Source organism: Acinetobacter sp. N1-1 (genome assembly GCF_056711485.1).
In genome coordinates this window covers 1,853,433-1,873,925 of the sequence record NZ_JBWXUO010000012.1, presented here as the reverse complement: position 1 = coordinate 1,873,925, position 20,493 = coordinate 1,853,433, and the positions used below count along the sequence as shown (strand labels likewise).

General features: G+C 35.5%; 12 protein-coding genes. 8 read left to right on the top strand and 4 right to left on the bottom strand.

From position 1 onward, the window contains the following. Window positions 1-199: 199 nt before the first annotated feature. The 3 genes from clpB to AC1MPL_RS09250 all read left to right on the top strand — a co-directional run bounded on the left by clpB (window position 200) and on the right by AC1MPL_RS09250 (window position 5,706). A complete protein-coding gene (gene clpB, locus AC1MPL_RS09260; protein WP_479765562.1) occupies window positions 200-2,779 on the top strand; it encodes an ATP-dependent chaperone ClpB in 2,580 nt (859 codons plus the stop codon). Between the two features lie 131 nt (window positions 2,780-2,910). Further along, a complete protein-coding gene (locus tag AC1MPL_RS09255; protein ID WP_479765561.1) occupies window positions 2,911-4,974 on the top strand; it encodes a hypothetical protein in 2,064 nt (687 codons plus the stop codon). Window positions 4,975-5,046: 72 nt separating this feature from the next. After that, window positions 5,047-5,706 carry a DUF421 domain-containing protein gene (locus AC1MPL_RS09250; RefSeq protein WP_479765560.1) on the top strand — a complete coding sequence of 220 codons (660 nt, stop codon included), beginning with the start codon at window positions 5,047-5,049 and terminating at the stop codon, window positions 5,704-5,706. A gap of 64 nt (window positions 5,707-5,770) precedes the next feature. Here the strand turns inward: AC1MPL_RS09250 and rlmKL are convergent, their stop codons facing one another. After that, window positions 5,771-7,975, bottom strand: coding sequence for a bifunctional 23S rRNA (guanine(2069)-N(7))-methyltransferase RlmK/23S rRNA (guanine(2445)-N(2))-methyltransferase RlmL (rlmKL, locus tag AC1MPL_RS09245; RefSeq protein ID WP_479765559.1), 2,205 nt, complete (start codon window positions 7,973-7,975; stop codon window positions 5,771-5,773). 157 nt (window positions 7,976-8,132) lie between these two features. Here rlmKL and AC1MPL_RS09240 point away from each other — a divergent pair, with 157 nt between their 5' ends. Further along, entirely contained in the window at window positions 8,133-9,149 is a 1,017-nt protein-coding gene (locus tag AC1MPL_RS09240; RefSeq protein WP_479765558.1) for an aspartate carbamoyltransferase catalytic subunit, read from the top strand. A 10-nt stretch (window positions 9,150-9,159) separates the two neighbouring features. After that, window positions 9,160-10,395 (top strand): dihydroorotase, encoded by a 1,236-nt coding sequence (locus tag AC1MPL_RS09235; RefSeq protein ID WP_479765557.1) that lies wholly within the window; start codon window positions 9,160-9,162, stop codon window positions 10,393-10,395. Between the two features lie 348 nt (window positions 10,396-10,743). Here the strand turns inward: AC1MPL_RS09235 and AC1MPL_RS09230 are convergent, their stop codons facing one another. Continuing rightward, a complete protein-coding gene (locus AC1MPL_RS09230; RefSeq protein WP_479765556.1) occupies window positions 10,744-13,329 on the bottom strand; it encodes a Lon protease family protein in 2,586 nt (861 codons plus the stop codon). Window positions 13,330-13,521: 192 nt separating this feature from the next. On the opposite strand from AC1MPL_RS09230, the gene AC1MPL_RS09225 reads away from it, so the two are divergent. The 3 genes from AC1MPL_RS09225 (at window position 13,522) to rpmE (ending at window position 16,540) form a co-directional block, all read left to right on the top strand. Then, window positions 13,522-15,681, top strand: a complete 2,160-nt coding sequence (locus tag AC1MPL_RS09225) for an AmpG family muropeptide MFS transporter (protein ID WP_479765555.1) — start codon at window positions 13,522-13,524, stop codon at window positions 15,679-15,681. A gap of 6 nt (window positions 15,682-15,687) precedes the next feature. After that, window positions 15,688-16,089, top strand: a complete 402-nt coding sequence (gene gloA, locus AC1MPL_RS09220) for a lactoylglutathione lyase (protein WP_479765554.1) — start codon at window positions 15,688-15,690, stop codon at window positions 16,087-16,089. A gap of 226 nt (window positions 16,090-16,315) precedes the next feature. After that, entirely contained in the window at window positions 16,316-16,540 is a 225-nt protein-coding gene (gene rpmE / locus AC1MPL_RS09215) for a 50S ribosomal protein L31 (RefSeq protein WP_023271811.1), read from the top strand. A 47-nt stretch (window positions 16,541-16,587) separates the two neighbouring features. Here rpmE and AC1MPL_RS09210 read toward each other — a convergent pair whose 3' ends face one another. Both AC1MPL_RS09210 and AC1MPL_RS09205 read right to left on the bottom strand, forming a co-directional pair. Further along, entirely contained in the window at window positions 16,588-18,672 is a 2,085-nt protein-coding gene (locus tag AC1MPL_RS09210; protein WP_479765553.1) for an EAL domain-containing protein, read from the bottom strand. Continuing rightward, a complete protein-coding gene (locus AC1MPL_RS09205) occupies window positions 18,669-20,489 on the bottom strand; it encodes a GTPase (protein ID WP_479765552.1) in 1,821 nt (606 codons plus the stop codon). Before AC1MPL_RS09205 ends, AC1MPL_RS09210 begins: the two co-directional genes overlap by 4 nt. Window positions 20,490-20,493 lie beyond the last annotated feature (4 nt).

Here is a 20,493-nt window from a genome sequence, read left to right as displayed (position 1 = left end):
TAGACTTATAATTTCTATAGATTGCTCATTAAATTTTGTCATTCCCTCTTGAAAAAATAGGGAATTGTACCTATATCTATATAAGTCCTTATTTTTATTAAGGGTAAAACTATTTAATTGAAATATAAAAATATATTATTGAAATATTGGATCAAGACCTTATATATAACCTAAATGAAAATTTGTGAGGATAAAAACAATGCAATTTGAAAAATTCACAAAAGGGCTAACCAATGCTTTAACGACAGCACAATCGTTAGCAACAGGTAAGGATCATACAGCAATAGATGCCATACATATTTTGGCAGTATTACTTGAAGACTCTGCAAATATTAGCCTTTTACAGCAGGCAGGTGCTCGATTACCTGAGCTGAAAGAAAAACTAACACATGCTTTAAATAATGCGCCAACAACTGCAACACCAACAGGTGATGTTAATTTAAATCCTGATGCGGTAAAAGTGCTTAACTTAGCAGATCGGCATGCGCAGAAAGCAGGTGATGGGTTTTTATCAACAGATTGGGTTTTACTAGCGATGACAGAAACAGCTTCTACAAAAGCAATTCTGTCAGAAGTGGGTGTAAAAACAGTAGATTTACGGCGTGTGATTGAGCACATTCGAGGAAATGAAAAAGTCATGAGTGACAACTATGAAGAACAACGTGACTCATTAAATAAATATACAATTGATTTAACAGAACGTGCATTGGCAGGGAAACTTGATCCTGTGATTGGCCGTGATGAAGAAATTCGTCGTACGGTACAGGTTCTTTCACGCCGTACAAAAAATAATCCAGTTTTAATTGGTGAACCTGGTGTGGGTAAAACAGCAATCGTTGAGGGCTTAGCTCAACGTATTGTGAATGGTGAAGTACCTGAAGGGCTAAAAGGTAAACGTGTACTGTCTTTAGATTTAGGAGCATTGCTTGCAGGTGCAAAATATCGTGGTGAATTTGAAGAACGCTTAAAAGCTGTTTTGAATGATCTTGCTAAACAAGATGGTCAAGTTATTTTGTTTATAGACGAATTACATACATTGGTTGGAGCAGGTAAAACAGATGGTGCAATGGATGCCGGCAATATGCTTAAACCTGCGCTTGCACGTGGTGAGCTTCGTTGTGTAGGAGCAACAACACTCGATGAATATCGTCAATTTATTGAGAAGGATGCTGCTTTAGAACGTCGTTTCCAAAAAGTGTTGGTAGATGAGCCCAGTGTAGAAGATACCATTGCGATTTTACGTGGTTTAAAAGAGCGTTATGAAGTCCACCATGGTGTAAAAATCTTGGACTCTGCAATTATTTCAGCAGCAAAAATGTCACATCGCTATATTACCGATCGTCAGTTACCAGATAAGGCGATTGACTTGATTGATGAAGCAGCATCACGCATTAAAATGGAAATTGATTCTAAGCCTGAATCTTTAGATCGGTTAGATCGCCGTATTATTCAGTTGAAAATGCAACTTGAAGCAGTCAAAAAAGATGAAGATGCGGGTAGCCAAGCAGAGGTAAAATTACTCACTACACAGATTGGTGATTTACAGCGTGAATATGATGATTTAGAAGAAATTTGGCGTAAAGAAAAAACACTCGTTGAAGGTACAAAGCAAGCACAAGTCAAACTGGATCAAGCACGTATTGCACTTGAAAAAGCACAACGTGAAGGAAATTGGGCTGAAGCTAGTCGTTTGCAGTACGGTGAAATTCCTGAACTTGAAAAAGCATTAGAGCAAGATGAAGTTATTGAGGAAAATGAAGAACCGAAACTCATTCGAACTAAAGTAACTGAAAATGAAATTGCAGAAGTTGTTAGTGCTGCGACAGGTATTCCTGTAGCTAAAATGCTTCAAGGAGAGCGAGAAAAGCTACTTCAAATGGAGTCATTCTTGCATAATCGTGTGGTAGGACAAGATGAAGCAGTACATGCTGTTTCAAATGCGGTACGCCGTTCTCGTGCAGGACTTTCAGACCCAAATAGACCAAGTGGTTCATTTTTGTTTTTAGGACCAACAGGTGTGGGTAAAACAGAATTGACTAAAGCATTGGCAAATTTCTTATTTGACAGTGATGATGCAATGATTCGTATAGACATGAGTGAATTTATGGAAAAACATTCTGTAAGTCGCTTGGTTGGTGCACCTCCGGGTTATGTAGGCTATGAGGAAGGGGGTATTTTAACAGAAGCTGTACGCCGTAAACCTTATAGTGTTATTTTGTTTGATGAGGTGGAAAAAGCGCATCCTGATGTTTTTAATATTCTTTTACAGGTATTAGACGATGGCCGCTTGACCGACTCGCAAGGTCGTATTATAGACTTTAAGAATACGGTTATTGTGATGACTTCTAATTTAGGTTCGCAAGATGTACGTGAGCTTGGTGATCATGCTTCTGAAGATGAAGTTCGTACTGTAGTTATGAATGCGGTTAGCCAACACTTCCGCCCTGAGTTTATTAATCGTATTGATGAGCTCGTGATTTTCCATGCACTGAAAAAGTCACAAATTCGTGGAATTGCAGATATTCAACTCTCTCGTTTGCGTTCACGTTTAGAAGAACGTGAGATTGGTTTAACGGTAGATGACAGTGCATTTGATGTATTGGTTGAGGCAGGTTTTGATCCAATTTACGGTGCACGTCCATTGAAACGTGCGATTCAACAGCAAATTGAAAATACCTTGGCGCAAAAGATATTAGGCGCAGACTTTCAAGCGGGTGACAATATTGTCATTCGTAGCGAAGATGGTCATCTTGTTTTCGATCGTGTGAAACTAAGTTAATTGTTTTTAAAATCCCACTTCATTGTAAGTGGGATTTTTTTATGGTTTCTCATTAACTAAAGAAAAAAACGTAATTATGATGATTGTGTTACACTAAAAAAATCAGAAAGCAGCAACAATAAGAGATGGACATGCAAAATATTTCATCTGAGGTTGACCGTTTTATAAAAATAAAAAACTTATTAAGTACGTTTATAGAAAAGCATGATTTTCGCAGTGTGAATCAGTATTATCTCGTCATTTATCAGAGTAATTTAAAATATATTGAAAAGTATGATCTTCCATTATATGAAGATGCAGTGTTACTTAGAAGTTTTGATATTTTATTTTCTAATACTAATTTAGACCAAGAGTCTTATGTACAGTTATTAAATACATGGTCAATGGCTGATAATGGTTTCCTAATTTGTGTTCTTTTGGGGGACTATTGGGCAGAAGCTGCAATACAGTATGGTCATGAAAATTCTGATTTTAGTGAAATAAGAAAACTTTTTGTTGAGGTAAGTACATATTGGTATTTAAAGGCTTTAGAACATAATATTTTTGCACCTGATGTTTATATTTCTTTAATGGATTTATATGAAAAAACATTAGAAGTTTGTGATTTAAAAAAAATATATAAAGATTATGTATTTAATGTTGATAAGTATTCAAGTCAGGCATTAAATATTTTTTATCAACAATCGGGCAGACTGCCTTGCATAGAACCACTGAATTTAGTGCTTAGAGAACCAGCGGATGATGAGTATAGTAATCCTAGTCTGTATTGGTTTAATCGAAGTATTGAACATAAAGTGTCAGTTATGGCTTTTTCTCATTACTGTTCTAATTTATTGAATAAATATAATGGTAACTATAGAGATATTGATCTTTTTTTATATCAAGATATTTGTCAAAAACAATCTCATTTATTATTACAACAAATTTATTACCTTCGTTATATGCATGAGTTTAAACAAATAATTTCCTCATCTGAAAAATTGCATGTAGAAGAAATAAAGAACGCTCAAGATTTAATCGAATATTTTAATACATTGATTTTGTCTAGACGACAAATCGTCGATTGCTATATTCAACAGATTTTATTTTATCAAGCTTATTTAAATAGTGAATATGTAGAAATATCAGAAAAAGGGCAGATAAAACAAAAAATATATCAATTGGCAAAAAGAATTATTTTGGATTATGCGCCAGAGTTTCAAAGTGATGTGCATTTACATCATACTTTTTTTAAACAGCTTGTTCTATTATTTGCAGATAAAGTACCATTTTTTATAGATGAATTTCATCTTCGAGGTCAAGCATTATCATTAATTTGTATGTGGCAATATAACATCACTTTTATGACATTAAGCCTTGCCCTAATAGATATACCAGAGTGGGGGGTAAGTCAAGACCTTCAAATTAGTTTTGAAAAAATTTGGCAAAGGAGAACGCACCATCAATTTAATGCACAACTAGAAGAAGCATGGCAATATTTATTATTAAGTAGTGAGTATGACGCTTTAATAAAACAGCTTATACAGTTTGCAAATGCAGGACATACACCAAGTATGATGCATTTATTTAATATATATTCAGGAATAATTTTTCATTTTAACTTACCTCAATATATTAATTTAAAGCATGCCGAGGATTGGTTGGAAACAGCACTTTTATGTAAGGATATAAATGCTTTAATGATTCAAGGACAAAGACTCTTAGAAAAGAGTCTAGATGACGTATTAAATGAAGAGTTAAAAAGCCAGTTTGCACAAGAGGCATTGAAATACTTAGAAAAAGCAATTGACCATAACTTAGTTCAAGCTGAGGTAAGTTATGGTCACGCAAAATTTATATTGCAAGATGAGCATGAAAAAATACGATTACTTAAAATTTATTTTCCAACATTATTAGAAAAATATAATTTTAATAAAGTTATACTTGCGCAAATAGCATATATTTATGCATATGCGGCATATTATGGGTTAGGAATCGAAAGAAATCTTTATTTGGCTTATTATTGGGGTAAGAATGCAGTTTCTCTAAACTCAACGAATGAGCATTATCAAATATTGTATTCAAAGTTAACTCAACCAACTGGTTGGTTTATCAAAAAAATACAGTATAAGAAAAGAATAAAAGTTTCTAGAGATAAGCTACCACTATGGATGAAACAAACGATTCCAATTTTTGAGAGACATTTGGTGTTTTAAAGTAACTTAGTGAAAATTCACCAATGAAAATCAATTGAAATTTTTAATTATTTTGCGTGGCATACGAGAAAAATGGTTTTTTATTGTCTTGTTCTTATTAAGTTTATTATTGGCTTTTTCATTGTTATTGTTCACTTGAATATTTCAGGGAAAACACAACTTTCTCAAATGACACCAGTCGATTTTATTGGGAACTTTGTATTGGGGGGAATTATTGGTGGTGTTATTTATACGCAGGAAATTCCTTTGTATGAATATATTCTTGTGCTTTTAATAGGTGTTTTTTTAATTTCTATTCTAAATTATATTTCTAAGCATGTTTATTTATTAAGAAATTTTACTATTGGCGAGCCTATACCGATTATAAAAAATAGTAATTTTCTGATGAATAATATTCTGAAAAAGAAAAATAAGATTGATATTATTAATATCATTTCACAATTACATTCACAGGGAATATATTCTTTTGAAGAGGTCTATTATGCACAAATTGAGCCGAATGGTCAGCTTACAGTAATTTGTGATCCATCAAAAATGCCTTCAGTTATTCTTATTAAAGAAGGTACTTTAAGAACCAATGAGCTAGAGCATATTAAAAAAAATGAAGAGTGGCTGATGATGCAAATGGCTCAGTTTAACTTAGATTTAGAAGATATATTTATTGCGGAGTTCTGGAATAAGAAGTTACGTTTTATTTTAAATGATGGTTCTGTGCATGAAAAAATGATCTAACTGTGGATTAGCATTCTTTAGAGTTATAAAAAAGCCGAATCAGTTGATTCGGCTTTTTTATTATTTATACAGAGAAATGTCTAATTTTCCATGAGCGATGGATCTTTTGGTTGCGTTTGAAATCTTGCCCAATTGTTTCATTGGTAATTTCAACAACATCGAACATGCCTTCGATTTCTTCATCCATCTCAAAGCCACGGTAGTTATTTGAGAAATATAGCGTACCATCTGTCGTTAAACGATTCATCGCACGTTTAAGTAAAGACAAATGGTCACGTTGTATGTCGAATGTGCCATAGAACTTCTTAGAGTTAGAGAAGGTTGGTGGATCAATAAAGATTAGATCATATTGCTCATGACCTTCTTTGAGCCAATCGAAGCAATCGCTAGCAAAGAACATATGTTGTTCATCTGCATGGTCTACAGTCAAACCATTTAAAACAAAGTTCTCTTTAGACCAGTTTAAATACGTGTTTGAAAGGTCAACACTGGTTGTACTCGCAGCACCACCTAAAGCAGCATGTAAGCTTGCGGTTGAGGTGTAGCTATATAGGTTAAGGAAGTGTTTTCCTTTTGCTTCTTTTGCGATACGTAAACGCATTTGACGATGGTCTAAGAACAAACCTGTATCTAGATAGTCTGTTAAGTTGACTAAAAGGTTGGCACGACCTTCTTTAACTACAAAGCGTTTAGATGCTGTACTTTGTTTTTCATATTGCGTTTTACCCGATTGGCGCGCACGTGTCTTAATAAAGATTGCATCACGGTTAAGCCCTGTGACAGCGCGAATGGCTGCTAGCGCAAGGTTGAAACGTTTTTTTGCTTTTTCAGGGTCAATCTGTTTCGGAGGCGCATACTCTTGAACATGTAAGCGGTCGCCGTATAGGTCAATTGCAACATTGAAGTCAGGCAAGTCTGCATCATATAAACGTAGACAATAGATATTTTCATTCACAGCCCACTTTTTCAAAGCTGTCATGTTCTTTTGTAAACGGTTGGCAAAGTCCTGCGCACCTTCAATTTCAACAGGTTGACTAGACCATTTAGCAAGGAATGGCTGACTGTTTAGCAGCGGTTTGATTTGCCCAAAACGTGTATAAATTGGTAATTTACCATTCATTAAACGTAATGTTTGTGTTTCTTCAAATGCTAGTACATCGGCCTGTTCAATTTGCGCTGCAATAACCGCAGCATGTTGGTTAGGGAATGTTTTTTGAAGTAAAGCAGAAATACCTAAATATAATGCGCGATTTGATGCTTTGTCACCTAAACGTTCACCGTAAGGTGGATTGGTAACAATAAACGCTTTTTCATCGGTTTCTAAATCAAAAGTAGGCCAGTCCGCAAGTGTACGTTCTTCAATTTTGATGTTGTCTAGAATACTTTCAAAACCTGCTGCAATAAGGTTTTGTCGAGTTGCTTTTACGGCATCCCAATCGGCGTCATATGCATAGAATTTTGGTAATGGTTTTTCAAGAGCATCTTGATGTCTTTGAGCAGCTTCTGCTTTTAAGTTCATCCAAAGCTCGTGGTCATGACCATGCCAACCATTGAAACCAAATCGTCTTACCAAGCCTGGTGCACGGTCGGTCAGAATCATGAGTGATTCGATAATAAATGTACCTGAGCCACACATTGGGTCGAGTACAAGGTTTGGTTGAAGATCTTTTAATTTTGCCTTGTGTAAAATTGCAGCAGCTAAGTTTTCTTTAATTGGTGCATCTGTCATAACCTGACGATAGCCACGTTTATGTAGAGAGTCACCCGATAAATCTAAGCAATAATAGTGTTTTGTTTTTCCTGCAAGAATGTAGAGTGTGATTTCAGGTTGTTTAATGTCGATGCTTGGGCGGCGTCCTACAGTTTCCATAAAACTATCGACCACACCATCTTTGACACGTAGGGTTGCAAACTGTGTATTTACCTTAATTTCACGTTCTACGTGAAGGCGAATTGCAAATGTACTTTGTGGTGCAAAAATTAAAGACCAATCAAAGTTCACAGCACCTTCAAATAGCTCTTCTGCTACATCACGTACGTCATGTGAATGTTCAATTGCATGCTCATAAATTGGCATGACAACGCGAGATGCAAGGCGTGACCACATGCAAATACGATAAGCAGTCTCTAACGTTCCTTTGAAAATTAAACGACCAGCTTTACGTTCTACATCGGTCGCACCTAATTGAGCAATTTCTTCTTCTAATAACAGCTCTAAGCCATCGGCACAAGTAACCCAATAAGTAGATAAACGTTGCGGTGAATTCATGCAAACTTCCAAACCAAAACAAGCAAACAAAGATTTTAACGCATTTTGCCCTACTTTGGCTTGTGTTATTTGTGGCTTTTTTACATAGAGGTGACTGCGAATTATTCTTATTTTCCGATACAATATGTCAACTTAGCGCAAGACAAAGGAATCATTGATGCATTTCGCAAAATTGCATACTCCAAGTCAGATTCAACTTAACCAATATGGTCATTTGAAACACTTCGTAACTATCGAAGGGCTATCGAAAGAAACCTTGACTAAAATATTGGATACAGCCGAAACTTTTATTAATGATAATAACCAATTAATTACATCTCCCGTTTTAGACGGTAAAACGGTGATGAACCTTTTCTTTGAAAACTCCACGAGAACAAGAACCACTTTTGAAGCTGCTGCAAAGCGCCTTTCTGCTAATGTTTTAAATATTGATATTGCCCGATCAAGTACGTCTAAGGGGGAAACATTACGAGATACCCTCTGGAATTTACAAGCCATGGCGGCTGATATTTTTGTCGTGCGCCACTCCTCATCGGGAGCGGCGCATTTTATTGCCAAAGATGTTTGTCCGAATGTTGCAATTATTAATGCAGGGGATGGTCGTCATGCGCATCCAACACAAGCCATGCTTGATATGCTCACGATTCGTCGAGAAACAAAAAAGCCTTTTGAAGAGTTAAGTGTTGCAATTATTGGTGACATTAAGCACTCACGTGTCGCACGTTCGGATGTGGCTGCATTACAAACGCTTGGATGTCGTGATATTCGTGTGATTGCACCGAATACATTACTTCCTTATGGTTTTGAAGAATATGGTCCAGAAGTACGGCTATTTAAAGATATGAATGAAGGTGTGAAAGACTGTGATGTGATTATGACTTTACGCATTCAAAATGAACGTATTGACTCGCCCGCACTTGCTTCTCAACTTGAGTTTCACAAGATGTATGGTTTGAATGATGCACGATTGGAACTAGCAAAACCTGATTGTATTGTAATGCATCCGGGACCAATGAATAGAGGTGTGGAAATTACTTCTAAAATTGCCGATGGGTCACAAGCAGTGATTTTAAATCAGGTAACTAATGGTATTGCTGTGCGTATGGCTGTGCTTGCATTGTCTATGCAAGGACAGCTTCAAGAGCAAGGTCTAATCGATTCAATTGCACTTTAAGGAATAAAACATGACAACTGTAAAAATTGAAAATGTACGCGTTCTTGATCCTGTTACACAGACAGATGCAATTGAAACGGTATATCTGAAGAGTGGTAAGCGAGTTTCGCATTTAAAAGAAGTTGAACATCTAGTTGATGGGCAGGGCAAGTGGCTCATGCCAACTATGGTCGATTTATGCGCGCGTTTAAGAGAACCAGGGCAGCAACAGCATGGAACACTCGCTTCTGAAGGCAAGGCAGCACGTTCTACTGGTATTTTACATATTTTAACGCCACCAGATTCACAGCCGATTGTGCAAGATAATGGTGCATTGATTCATGGTTTAGTTGAAAAAGCATGGAATGATGGAAAAATTCATCTTGCAATTATTGGGGCACAGACTCAAGGTTTACAAGGAAAGCAGCCTTCAAATATGGCAGGGCTTAAAAAAGGCGGTTGTTGCTTTGTATCGAATGCAAATGCACCTTTTGCTGATGATGATGTGGTTTTACGTACGCTTGAATATGCAGCAGGATTAGATTTAACAGTTGTATTTTATGCAGAAGAGCCACAGATTGCGAAAGATGGTTGTGTGCATGAAAGCTTTGTTGCATCGCGTCAGGGTTTACCCATGATTTCGCCATTGGCTGAAACAGTTGCTGTTACAAAATATCTATTAATGATTGAAGCAACAGGTGTAAAGGCACATTTTAGTTTGTTGTCTTGTGGTGCATCTGTAGACTTAATTCAAGCTGCAAAAGAAAAAGGGTTACCTGTGACCGCTGATGTAGCCATGCATCAATTACATCTGACAGATGACCTGATTGATGGATTTAATGCATTAGCACATGTACGACCACCTTTACGCTCGTTAAATGATCGTGAAAAGCTTAGAGAGGCAGTGAAAATGGGTGTTATTGATGCGATTTGTACACATCATGAACCTTTAAGTGGGGCAGCTAAACTTGCACCATTTGCAGAAACTGAAGCAGGTATGAGCACTTTTGATAGTTATTTACCATTAGGTATTCAACTGATTAAAGAAAATGTGCTTACGCCACTAGAGTGGGTGGAAAAAGTTACCCTCGCACCTGCAATGATTTCTAATATGCTTGAACAATGGCAAGCGACTGCAGGTTGGATATTGCTTGATCCAGAATTATCTTGGGAATTAAATGAAGATTCAATTATTTCTCAAGGGAAGAACACGCCGTTACTTGGTCAAACTATGACGGGTCGTGTGGTTGAAACTTTCTATCCGTAAATGATAGATAAGCCCATAGATCTTATAAGAAATATGGGCTTAACTGATTAAGTTGCTTCGGGTAATGTTATGAGTGGAGTAATAGAGTTTTAGGAATTAGTCGTTATCGTTTTAGAAAAATATTGTTTAGTTTTTCAATCAAGATCATCAACTGCAACTACTATTGAAGTCATATAATTTCTAGGCATTAGAAATGTAAGAAAAAGAAATTGAATTCAAATGCAGTCAGAGTAATGTAAAAATCAATTTCAATTCTATCTATTGTTTGTAATGCTTTTATTGAGAATAAGTAGTATCACAGATTCATAAGGACATCGCTACAAAACCAATGTCCTTATGACTTAAAAATTATTTCTTTTTACGTTTTATGCGTTTGAAAAGGGCTGAATTTTCAGTTACAGCAGCTTCTTTCGTCTTTTTTTCTTTTTTCTTCTTTTTAGGCTTTTCTTCCTCTTCTTCAATTTCACCATCTTCAATGGCCTGCCAATAATTCAATTGATCCATTACTGCTGCATAAATTGAACCCTTGGTGTATTCGCCTTTTTTATCCAATTGACCAACAGGCTGTGCCATTAAAATTTCTAGTGCCTGGTCAATGGTTTCTATGGCATGTACATGAAATTTACCTGCTTTCACATCATCAATAATATCTTGACGTAGCATGAGGTGTTGCATATTTTGCCAAGGAATAATAACTCCTTGTTTTCCTGTAAATCCTTGTAGACGGCAGGCATCATAAAAGCCTTCAATTTTTGCATTCACACCGCCAATCGGCTGAACTTGCCCAAGTTGGTTCATAGAGCCTGTAATTGCCCACGATTGATCAATAGGTAATTGGCTGATTGCAGAAATGAGAGCTGAAAGCTCCGCAACAGTAGCGCTGTCACCATCGACTTGTCCATAGCTTTGTTCAAATGCTAAAGCAGCAGAGAAGTGTAATATTTGTTCACGTCCAAAATGTGCCTTTAGGAAGCTAGACATGAGGAGAACACCTTTAGCATGCAATGAGCCACCTAGCTCGACACTACGCTCGATGTCTAGAATATCGCCGCCACCTTGATATACTGAAGCTGTCAATCTTGATGGTAGACCAAACTCAACATCTGCATAGTGAATAACAGAAAGTGCATTGATTTGACCTAACCGATGCCCTTGAGTTTCTATGAGTTGTGTACCACGTGTTAAATCTTGCCAGTAGAGTTCTCGTAAGTAGCCTAAACGATATTGGCGATGTTGTAATGCCATATTAATATGTTCGCTACTTACCGTCTTTTCATTGGCTTGTAAGGCATGATGATGTGATTCACGAATCAGATCGCCTAACGTAGATGCGTGTAGAGAAAGAGAGCTTTGATCTTCTGCTTGTCGACTTGAATCTGTGAGTAATGCTGAGAGTGCAGAGCGGTCAAAAGGGAGAAGCTTGTCGACCTGTACGTAATCTGCAATGAGCTGCATATACGCTTTTTCGTTTTCTTCATTACGTTCAAGTGTATCTGTGAAGTCAGCACGTATTTTAAAAACACTACCTAATTCAGGTTCGGCTTCTAAAATTTCATAGTAAATTTCAGGTTCTGCAAGTAGAACAACTTTAAGCTGTAGTGGAACAGACTCTGGTTCAATAGATATACTACCTGTTAGGGTAAGCATATGTTCTAATGAGGACAGTTTGAGCTGTCCTGACTTCAATGCGCGTTTAAGACCTTGCCATGCATAAGGTTGTTCGAGTAAATGCTCCGCTTCTAGAATGAGAAAGCCACCATTTGCACGGTGTAATGCACCGGGACGAATGAGTGTAAAGTCGGTGGTAATCGTTCCATTTTGTGTGAGCTGCTCTACATGACCAAGCAAGTTGTAATGTGTTGGAAAATCTTCAAAAATAACAGGTGCACCGCTATTTGGTGTATTGCTTACAATGACATTGGCTTGATAACGTGAAGGAATTCTGCTGAATTGAGCAGGTGAGAAGTCATCTTCATTCTGTTCTAAAATAAGCTCGACATGATCGATGATATCATTTGCATAATGTTCTAAGTAGTGATGTAAACCTTCTACATGTTTATATTTTTTAAATATTTGCTCAATTTTAGGAATAACAATTTCTTGAGCAACTTCTTTATTTAAGTCTGAAACACGATCTCGTGCATCATCTTCAAGATCACCTAAGTGTAAGCCAAGTCTTTCGAGTTTTTTGTCCATATAACGGAGATTTGTTGAAATTTCTGCACGCTCTTCATGGCTAAGTGCATCAATTTCTTTTTGGGTCATTTCATGGATTGCATTATCTTTAATATGAACCGGTACAAAGCAATTTTGTTCATTGCGTGAAACAAGCTTCATACCCATTGTTTCACCTTCTTTCGTGAGTTCTATGAGTGCTTCTTGTTGTTCTTTTCCTGTTTGTTGGCGAATTTTATCAATACATTCACGATAATTTTCAGAGCTAAAACGACGCTCTAAATGCTTCAACATGGTTTGCCATGTTTCTTCTAGTTGTTTTTGAAATTTAATGGCTTGACCTGCAGGAAAACGTAGAACAATAGGTTGTCTAGCATTTTCAAAGTTATTTAAATATACCCAGTCATCAGGTGTAGGCATTGTTTTGGCATGCTGTTTGAGTAAGCGTTTAATCATTGTGCGCTTGCCTAAACCTGCTGTACCTACAGCAAAAATATTATAGCCTGAGTATGGTAAAGCGATGCCTGCTTCAACGGAAGCACGGGCACGGTCTTGCCCTAGAAAATTATTTAGAGGTTTAATGCGCCGTGTAGAGGCAGGTATTTTATTTAATTTTGGTATATGTGTGAGTTGTTCTGGTTTTAAAGCCGTCTTTTTTAGTGTTTTTTGAATACTTGATTGATCAAAAGCGGATTTCAAAGGATGTTGGAGTTCTGAGTTTTTTGTCACGGTGTTGTTTACGGGTAATACTGAATTCATCTGATCACATCTATGAGTAAGTAAGAAATCCAAAACTAAACATGAATTGGTTATGTTAAAGGTATACAGATTTTATATTAAAGATCAAGAAAACGAAGTGAAAAAAATAAATTTAACAATTGTACGGTTGCAACACTTCAGAGAAAAGTTTTGAATATCAGCTTTATATATTAAATATTACTGATAGATAAGATGAAAACTTCTAGCCAAGACTGGGCTCAGGCCTTTCGGGCATTTTTGGATCGCCGTGCTTTGATTATGCTTTTTCTCGGATTTTCAGCAGGCGTTCCAATTTTACTTATTTTTTCGAGCTTATCGTTGTGGTTGGGAGAGGCAGGGGTAGATAAAAGTGCAGTCACTTTTTTTAGCTGGGCTGCATTGGGCTATTCATTTAAATTTGTTTGGGCACCACTAATTGATGAGCTTCCTGTACCCATTTTAACAAGAATATTGGGGAGGCGTAGAGCATGGTTACTTATCGCGCAATTATTAATCATTGCATCAATTGCAATTATGGCATGCTCAGATCCTTCTTTAGGAAGTAGTTATCTCGTTCAGATGGCTGTGGGTGCTGTTTTACTTGGATTTTCAGCAGCAACGCAAGATATCGTTATTGATGCCTACCGAATAGAGCTTGGTGATGCACAAATGCAAACTGTGCTTGCATCAACCTATAATGCAGGTTATCGAATAGGAATGATTGTTGCAGGAGCAGGGGCTTTATTTCTTGCGGGATGGTTAGGTACATCAAAGGGTAATTATATTTATAGTGCTTGGAAATATACTTATTTAGTGATGGCAGGAGTCATGCTGATTGGTGTGCTCACAACATTATTTATTCGTGAGCCAAATGTACAGAGAAATCATAAAAATTATCAAACCACCGATTATTTACGTCTCGTTATCGTATTTTTTATTGCAGTTTCTAGCTTTGTTGTAGGTTATATTTATTTTGGACAACTTGTCGAATCATTAAATAAATTATGGTCTATTCATGATGGTGCATTATTATTTTTAATTGAAATGATCCGCTTTATTCTTTCAGTAGTAGTTGCACTTTCTATAGGCACATGCCTTGTTAAATTTGGTGTAGTAAAGAAGAAAATGGCGATAGATACATGGATTACGCCAGTACAAGACTTCTTTCAGCGTTACGGTATTAAACTCGCATTATTTTTACTTTTACTTATCGGGTTTTATCGTATATCAGATATTATTGCGGGTGTAATTTCAAATGTATTTTATCAAGATTTAAACTTTACCAAAGAGCAGATTGCAGAAGCAGTGAAAGTTTATGGTGTTATTTTCTCGTTATTGGGTGGTTTTTTAGGTGGACTACTTGCTCAACGTTTTAACATTATGAAATTGATGTTCATTGGTGCTATTTTTGCAAGCTCAACAAATTTAATGTTTATTGGTCTTGTAAAGTCGGGGCAACCTCTCAGTGATGTACATATTCAACTTGGACAGCGATCTTTTACAGCACAACCTGATGACGTTGGATATTGGCATGTAGATATTCCAAGTCCTAGCTTTAAGAATGAGGATGCAATATCTGTCGAGGCTGCTTATCAAGCAAAGCCTGAAAGTATGATAAAAGTATCACTTCCATTTTTGGTAAGTGGAGATTCGCAAAAACAAATACAATTATTGCCACTTCCACATCAGAATGTTTTAAACCAAAAAGAAACTGCCAAAGAGATTGTGATTAAAGGGCAATATAATATTTACTCTTCAGACCACAATGAAGGTAGTCATATTAATATTTATATTGGCGAAGGTAACTTTCCTGCAAAGTTAGATAATCATGGTGGTTTTTCTGTGGTAGTTGATGGGCAATATTTAGTATCAAAGAATAGTAATGTTATAGAAGCGGTTTTATACAATCGAGAAAATCAAGCGGTTGCAAAAACACAATTAAACTATCAAGTATCTTCGCTAACAAGTTCTGATCTTGATATAGATGTTAAGCCATTAAGTATCGTGAATGTAGATCAATTACAGCCTATTCGAGTTGAAGGTAAGGTTGTTAAATCGTATAGCTCTATATGGCTTTATTTTGCCATTATGATTGATAATTTGGCTTCAGGACTGGCGGGCGCTGCTTTTATTGCATTTTTGTCAAGTTTAACCAGTGTATCTTTTACTGCTGTACAATATGCAATATTCAGCTCATTAATGACTTTGACACCCAAAATTTTAGGTGGCTATTCAGGAACAATAGTGACTTATATTGGTTATCCTAAATTTTTCTTAATGACAGCAATGCTAGGAGTTCCTATTTTAGTATTGGTTTTATGGGTTGCCAAATTATTAAAAGAGCATGAGATGATGAAAACTGAAAAAGGATAAGTAATTATGCGAATGTTACATACTATGCTACGTGTAGGCAATTTAGAGCGTTCATTGGCTTTCTATACTGAAGTACTTGGTATGAAACTGCTGCGTCAGCGTGATTATGAAGAAGGGCGTTTTACTTTAGCATTTGTTGGCTATGGTAATGAAGATTCACATACAGTATTAGAACTGACATATAACTGGGACCAAAGTGAGTATACGCTAGGTGATGCATATGGTCATATTGCAATAGGTGTTGATGATGCATATGTTGCATGTGATAAAATTAAAGAAAAAGGTGGTCGTATTGTACGTGAAGCAGGGCCAATGAAAGGCGGTGTAACAGTAATCGCCTTTGTTGAAGATCCTGATGGTTATAAAGTTGAATTAATTCAGCAAGATCATAATGCACGAAATAATTAGCTTCTCATATAAGAAACTAAAAAATAAAGTTCGCTAAAGCATATAAAAGCGCGTATAATAGTCGCACTTGTTGAGCCTTGCCCTAACCAAATGTGTTTCGGTGGGCCCAAAAGAATGGTCTGTTATGGTGTTGGCCTGTATTCTTTAGAATACCTTTTCCTCTAATATTAGAGAGTGGTCAATTGCGATGACAGCGTAGCCTTTCTTAACTTAGGAGTAATCGACCATGCGCGCCGGTATTCACCCAAAATATGAAAAACTAGTTGCAACTTGTTCATGCGGTAACGTTATCGAAACTAAATCGTCAGTAGGTAAAGATACACTTTACTTAGACGTATGTTCAGCATGTCACCCATTCTACACTGGTAAGCAGAAGAGTGTTGACACTGGTGGTCGTATTGACAAATTCAAACAACGTTTCTCTGGTATGTCTCGCTCTATCAAGCGTTAATATCTTAGAAATTAAGTTAAAAAAAACGGGCATATTGCCCGTTTTTTTTATTCGTCTTGTTTATCTAATAGTCTGTCTAGTTTCTTTTGGAAGTAACTTCCTTGTAAGAAACGAGCATCTACATTCCAAGCATTAGCAAAAGTATTCATATTATTCAGCTGATTTAGAACAAAGTTAGTTCGTTCACTTCGTTCTGCGTAATAAACCAAATGCTCTTGTAGTTTTACTAAGTCTTCCTCATTTTCGAGTGCAAGAGTAAGCTGATCATCTAAGTAGCATAAGCTTGGTTGTAATTGTTCAAGTAGTTGACCATGTGCTTGAATATTTGTGCCAAATTGACGAAGCGCAATTTCAATTCCCATGCTTTTTAGTGTTTGCCATATTGAATGTGATGCTAGATCTGCTGCAATAATGTCTGGTGCACTAAATTTAAGAATGAGAGAATTACTACTAGCATGGCTAAGCATAGAAAGTATTTTCTTCAATAATGGAATAAGTTGGTCACCACCAGATAAAATTTGTGTATTTAGGTTGATAATAAGCTTTGTTTCAGGATGTTGAACGGAGTAGTTACCGAGTTGTTTACATGCTTCTACAATAACCCAACGGTCTAAGATAACAGAAAGTGCTTGAGACTCACGTAACTCACTTAAAGTAATTAAGTCTAACCAATCATTTTTATGAATAATTCCACTAAATACTTCATAAGTATACAGTTGAACATCAAGTTTGTCATAGAGCTGCTGATATTTTAGATGAATGTTTCCATCAGCTAATGATTGTTTAATATTATCAATAATCTTTTCTTCAACGACGAATGCTGAAGATGCAGCTTCGCTAATTTCAGATATTTCTATGTCCGCATTAAATTTAATCTCAGACGTAATTTCTGTATTTTCTTTAAATGACAGCGGAGTGGTGAATGCTTGAATATAATATTGATTGAATTGATCTTGTGATTCAATAGGTTTTGTAAGAGTAGCAGTTCCAATATTAAATGAAATCGTGTAATTATTTTTATTAATTTCAATTAGATTTTCTTTGCTTAGGTGTTCAATATTCATCAGCTTAGAGTGAAGTTGACTTTCGTTGTTTGCTTGTACTAAGCCAATATAAGTAGATGGTGTAAGCTTGATGACCACATTTTGAATTTGTTCATGCAGAAAAGTATTTATTGCAGTAATGTATTTTTCAGCATCATTTTTTGGAAGCTGAGAAAGGTGTGTTTTTTCATCAGAAGATATATTTAAACAAAAAAGAACCAGTGTACTAAATGCTAAACTTTCATTTTTAATTTTATGGTTGATAGACTCATAGCTAATCGCTGATGAGTTACTTCTTTGAGTTATATCTTCTTGGTTGATAATTAAGCGTAAACCATCATCTTCATTATTTGGAATGAAGTTCAAATGAAGTTCGCGATTTTCTAATGCATTATTCTTTGATTGAACAATAAAGTTTTCTGCGGATGGATTCGGTTGATTTACTTTTTTAAAGCTTTGTTTGAAACTTTGAATGTCTTCGGGTTGTATTAAATCTAATAGTGGAAGACCAATAATTTCATCTTCAGTATTAATGTTGAAAATCTTCAAATATTCCTCATTTGCTTCTATATGAATGCCTTCTTGTATGAGTGCAATTGCATTTGAGTTTTCTCTTGCAGTGGTTTTAATTTGAGCATTAAATCGCTCTAATTCATTTTCTAATTGGTGCTGAGATTGTGTGGTTTTACTAAATGAAAAAGTTCGTAATAATCCAACATAGAACTGATTTGGATCATCTAGACTAAATAGATCATAAACCCCCTTATTAATATATGAAATATATTGTTCTGAATTATAATTTTCTGGATTTAAAAGAAGAAGAGGGAGTTGAGGTTGTTTTGATGCCTGTATGAGTGTAATTGCTTGCTCAACTTTAAAGTCATATGCACGACCAAAAAGAATAATATCCCATGACAAATTCAGTTGTTTTTCGAAACTATTAAGATCATCTAGTAGGATTGCTTTGACTGAATGTTTTTTATCTAAAAGTAATTGAGTAATTTGATTATACCGGATTTGGTTATCATCAATAATGAGTAATCGTATTTCAGTATGTTTTAACTTGTTTGGTAAAAAAGAATTTCTCATTTAAGGCTATCCCATAAATCCAATTTCTTAATAGATTCAGCATGCCACTGAATAAAGGAGTTTAATTTAGTTGTATCAAGATCATCGAGTAAATCAAAGTCTAAAAGTGTGAAACTTTGATTGATTAGCTTTGCATTTGTTAGGTAGATTTTAATTTCATCTGTTCCTAGGAGTAAAGTAATACTTTGCTGTTCTTTAAAAAGTTGTGAGCCAGGAACAATGATTGATAAAGAAGTTTCATTTAAAACATCTTTTTTTACAAGGAGTGCAGGGTGATAAGATGTAGATAATTTATTTACAAATAATTGAACAGCACATGGGGTAATATCCTGTGAGAGTATTTCAACACCAAACTCAATATGCTGATTATCAACTTGCTTTAACCAGCGAATAACACCAGCACGACATGGACTCTGTTTATTTTCTTGAACAAGTATAAGTTCCCCAGTTCGGAGTTGTTTAGGAGTATTTCCTGACCATTTCATGCGGTAACCATTCACACTAATATCAATAATGGTACAGCTATAAATTTGTCGCTTGTTTTCATCCTCTAAAATAGGTCTTCTCAATTTAGAGTTAGAGTTTTTTGTCGCTGTTACTTTATCTGGTTGTGATTCAATTTCCCATGAAGATTGTATATCTGCCTGTAAAGAGGAAAAAAAATCATATTCTGAATTTGTCTTACAATCTCCTTTTTTTTGTAATGTGTCTTCAAATTTGGTTGCATCAGAAAGATAGTAGTGAGCTGATTGTATACTAAAGGTAACTTGAATTTTTGATGTGAAGTTATAGCGTTCAAAGCGTCTTTCAGATGAGTTATTTAGTATATTCAGTATGTGAAATACTAGTGATGGTGTAAGGTTGTCTTTTTCTAGTTTTGACAGCGAATTATGGCCAGGTAGATTAACTAGATTGATGTGTTCGTAGAGCGCTTGAGTTTCTAAAAATAATCTTTGATGATCAATTTCATTTTGAAAGTTATTAATAAGAGGAGGAAAGTCCTTATTTAAATTAATAACATACCTAGATAGTGAATTTTCTTTTACCGTAGCTTTAATGAGTTTAACCCATTGAAAACTACATTGATAAAGCTCATGAATTTCAACAGGACGTAGCTGGTGGGTATTTAACAAATCAAGTAGATTGATCTGTTTATATAAGTCGAGAATTGTATTGAATGATGTAATACTAGATATAAAATCATTTGTTTCTTTAATTTCTTGGGTATCAATGCCATGTTGTTTAGCTAGATTATATAGTTGATGGGCACAACGCCATTGACCAATTTTTGAATTTTTATAAAGAATAAGTTGTTGATATTTTAGTAAGTTTAATTGTTCAAGTGCTAAATATAAGCTAATTAAGCGAATTTGCTGTAGTTTTTTTCTTTTAAAAATTGAAAAAATTGAAAAATTGGTATTTTCTAATATATCACTAAGCTCAAAAGTAATATGGTTATATATTTTTGCTAAATAGCTTCTAAAAAGCTGTGTAAGGTCAGTTACATTTTCTTGATAGCTAGAGTTTACTATGTAATCGGATATAAATTTTTTCTCTAAAAAGCCAATGGTTTGCTCTAATAGTGGGTGTAAAATTTGCGTAAGCTGATACTTAGTATCAGCTTCGCATTGTAGTTCAGAGATTTCAATAAGTGCATTCAGTAATGCTTTAGATGAGTCTCCAAGTTGTGATGAGTTAAGTCGCTCAGCCCATTGTTGGAGGCTTTTTACATTTGTATCACAGAAGCTTAGAGTTTCGCGATTTATTGTAGCTGCTGATATCGCAAAAAAATCCGGAGATAAATGTTGAGTGTCCATACTT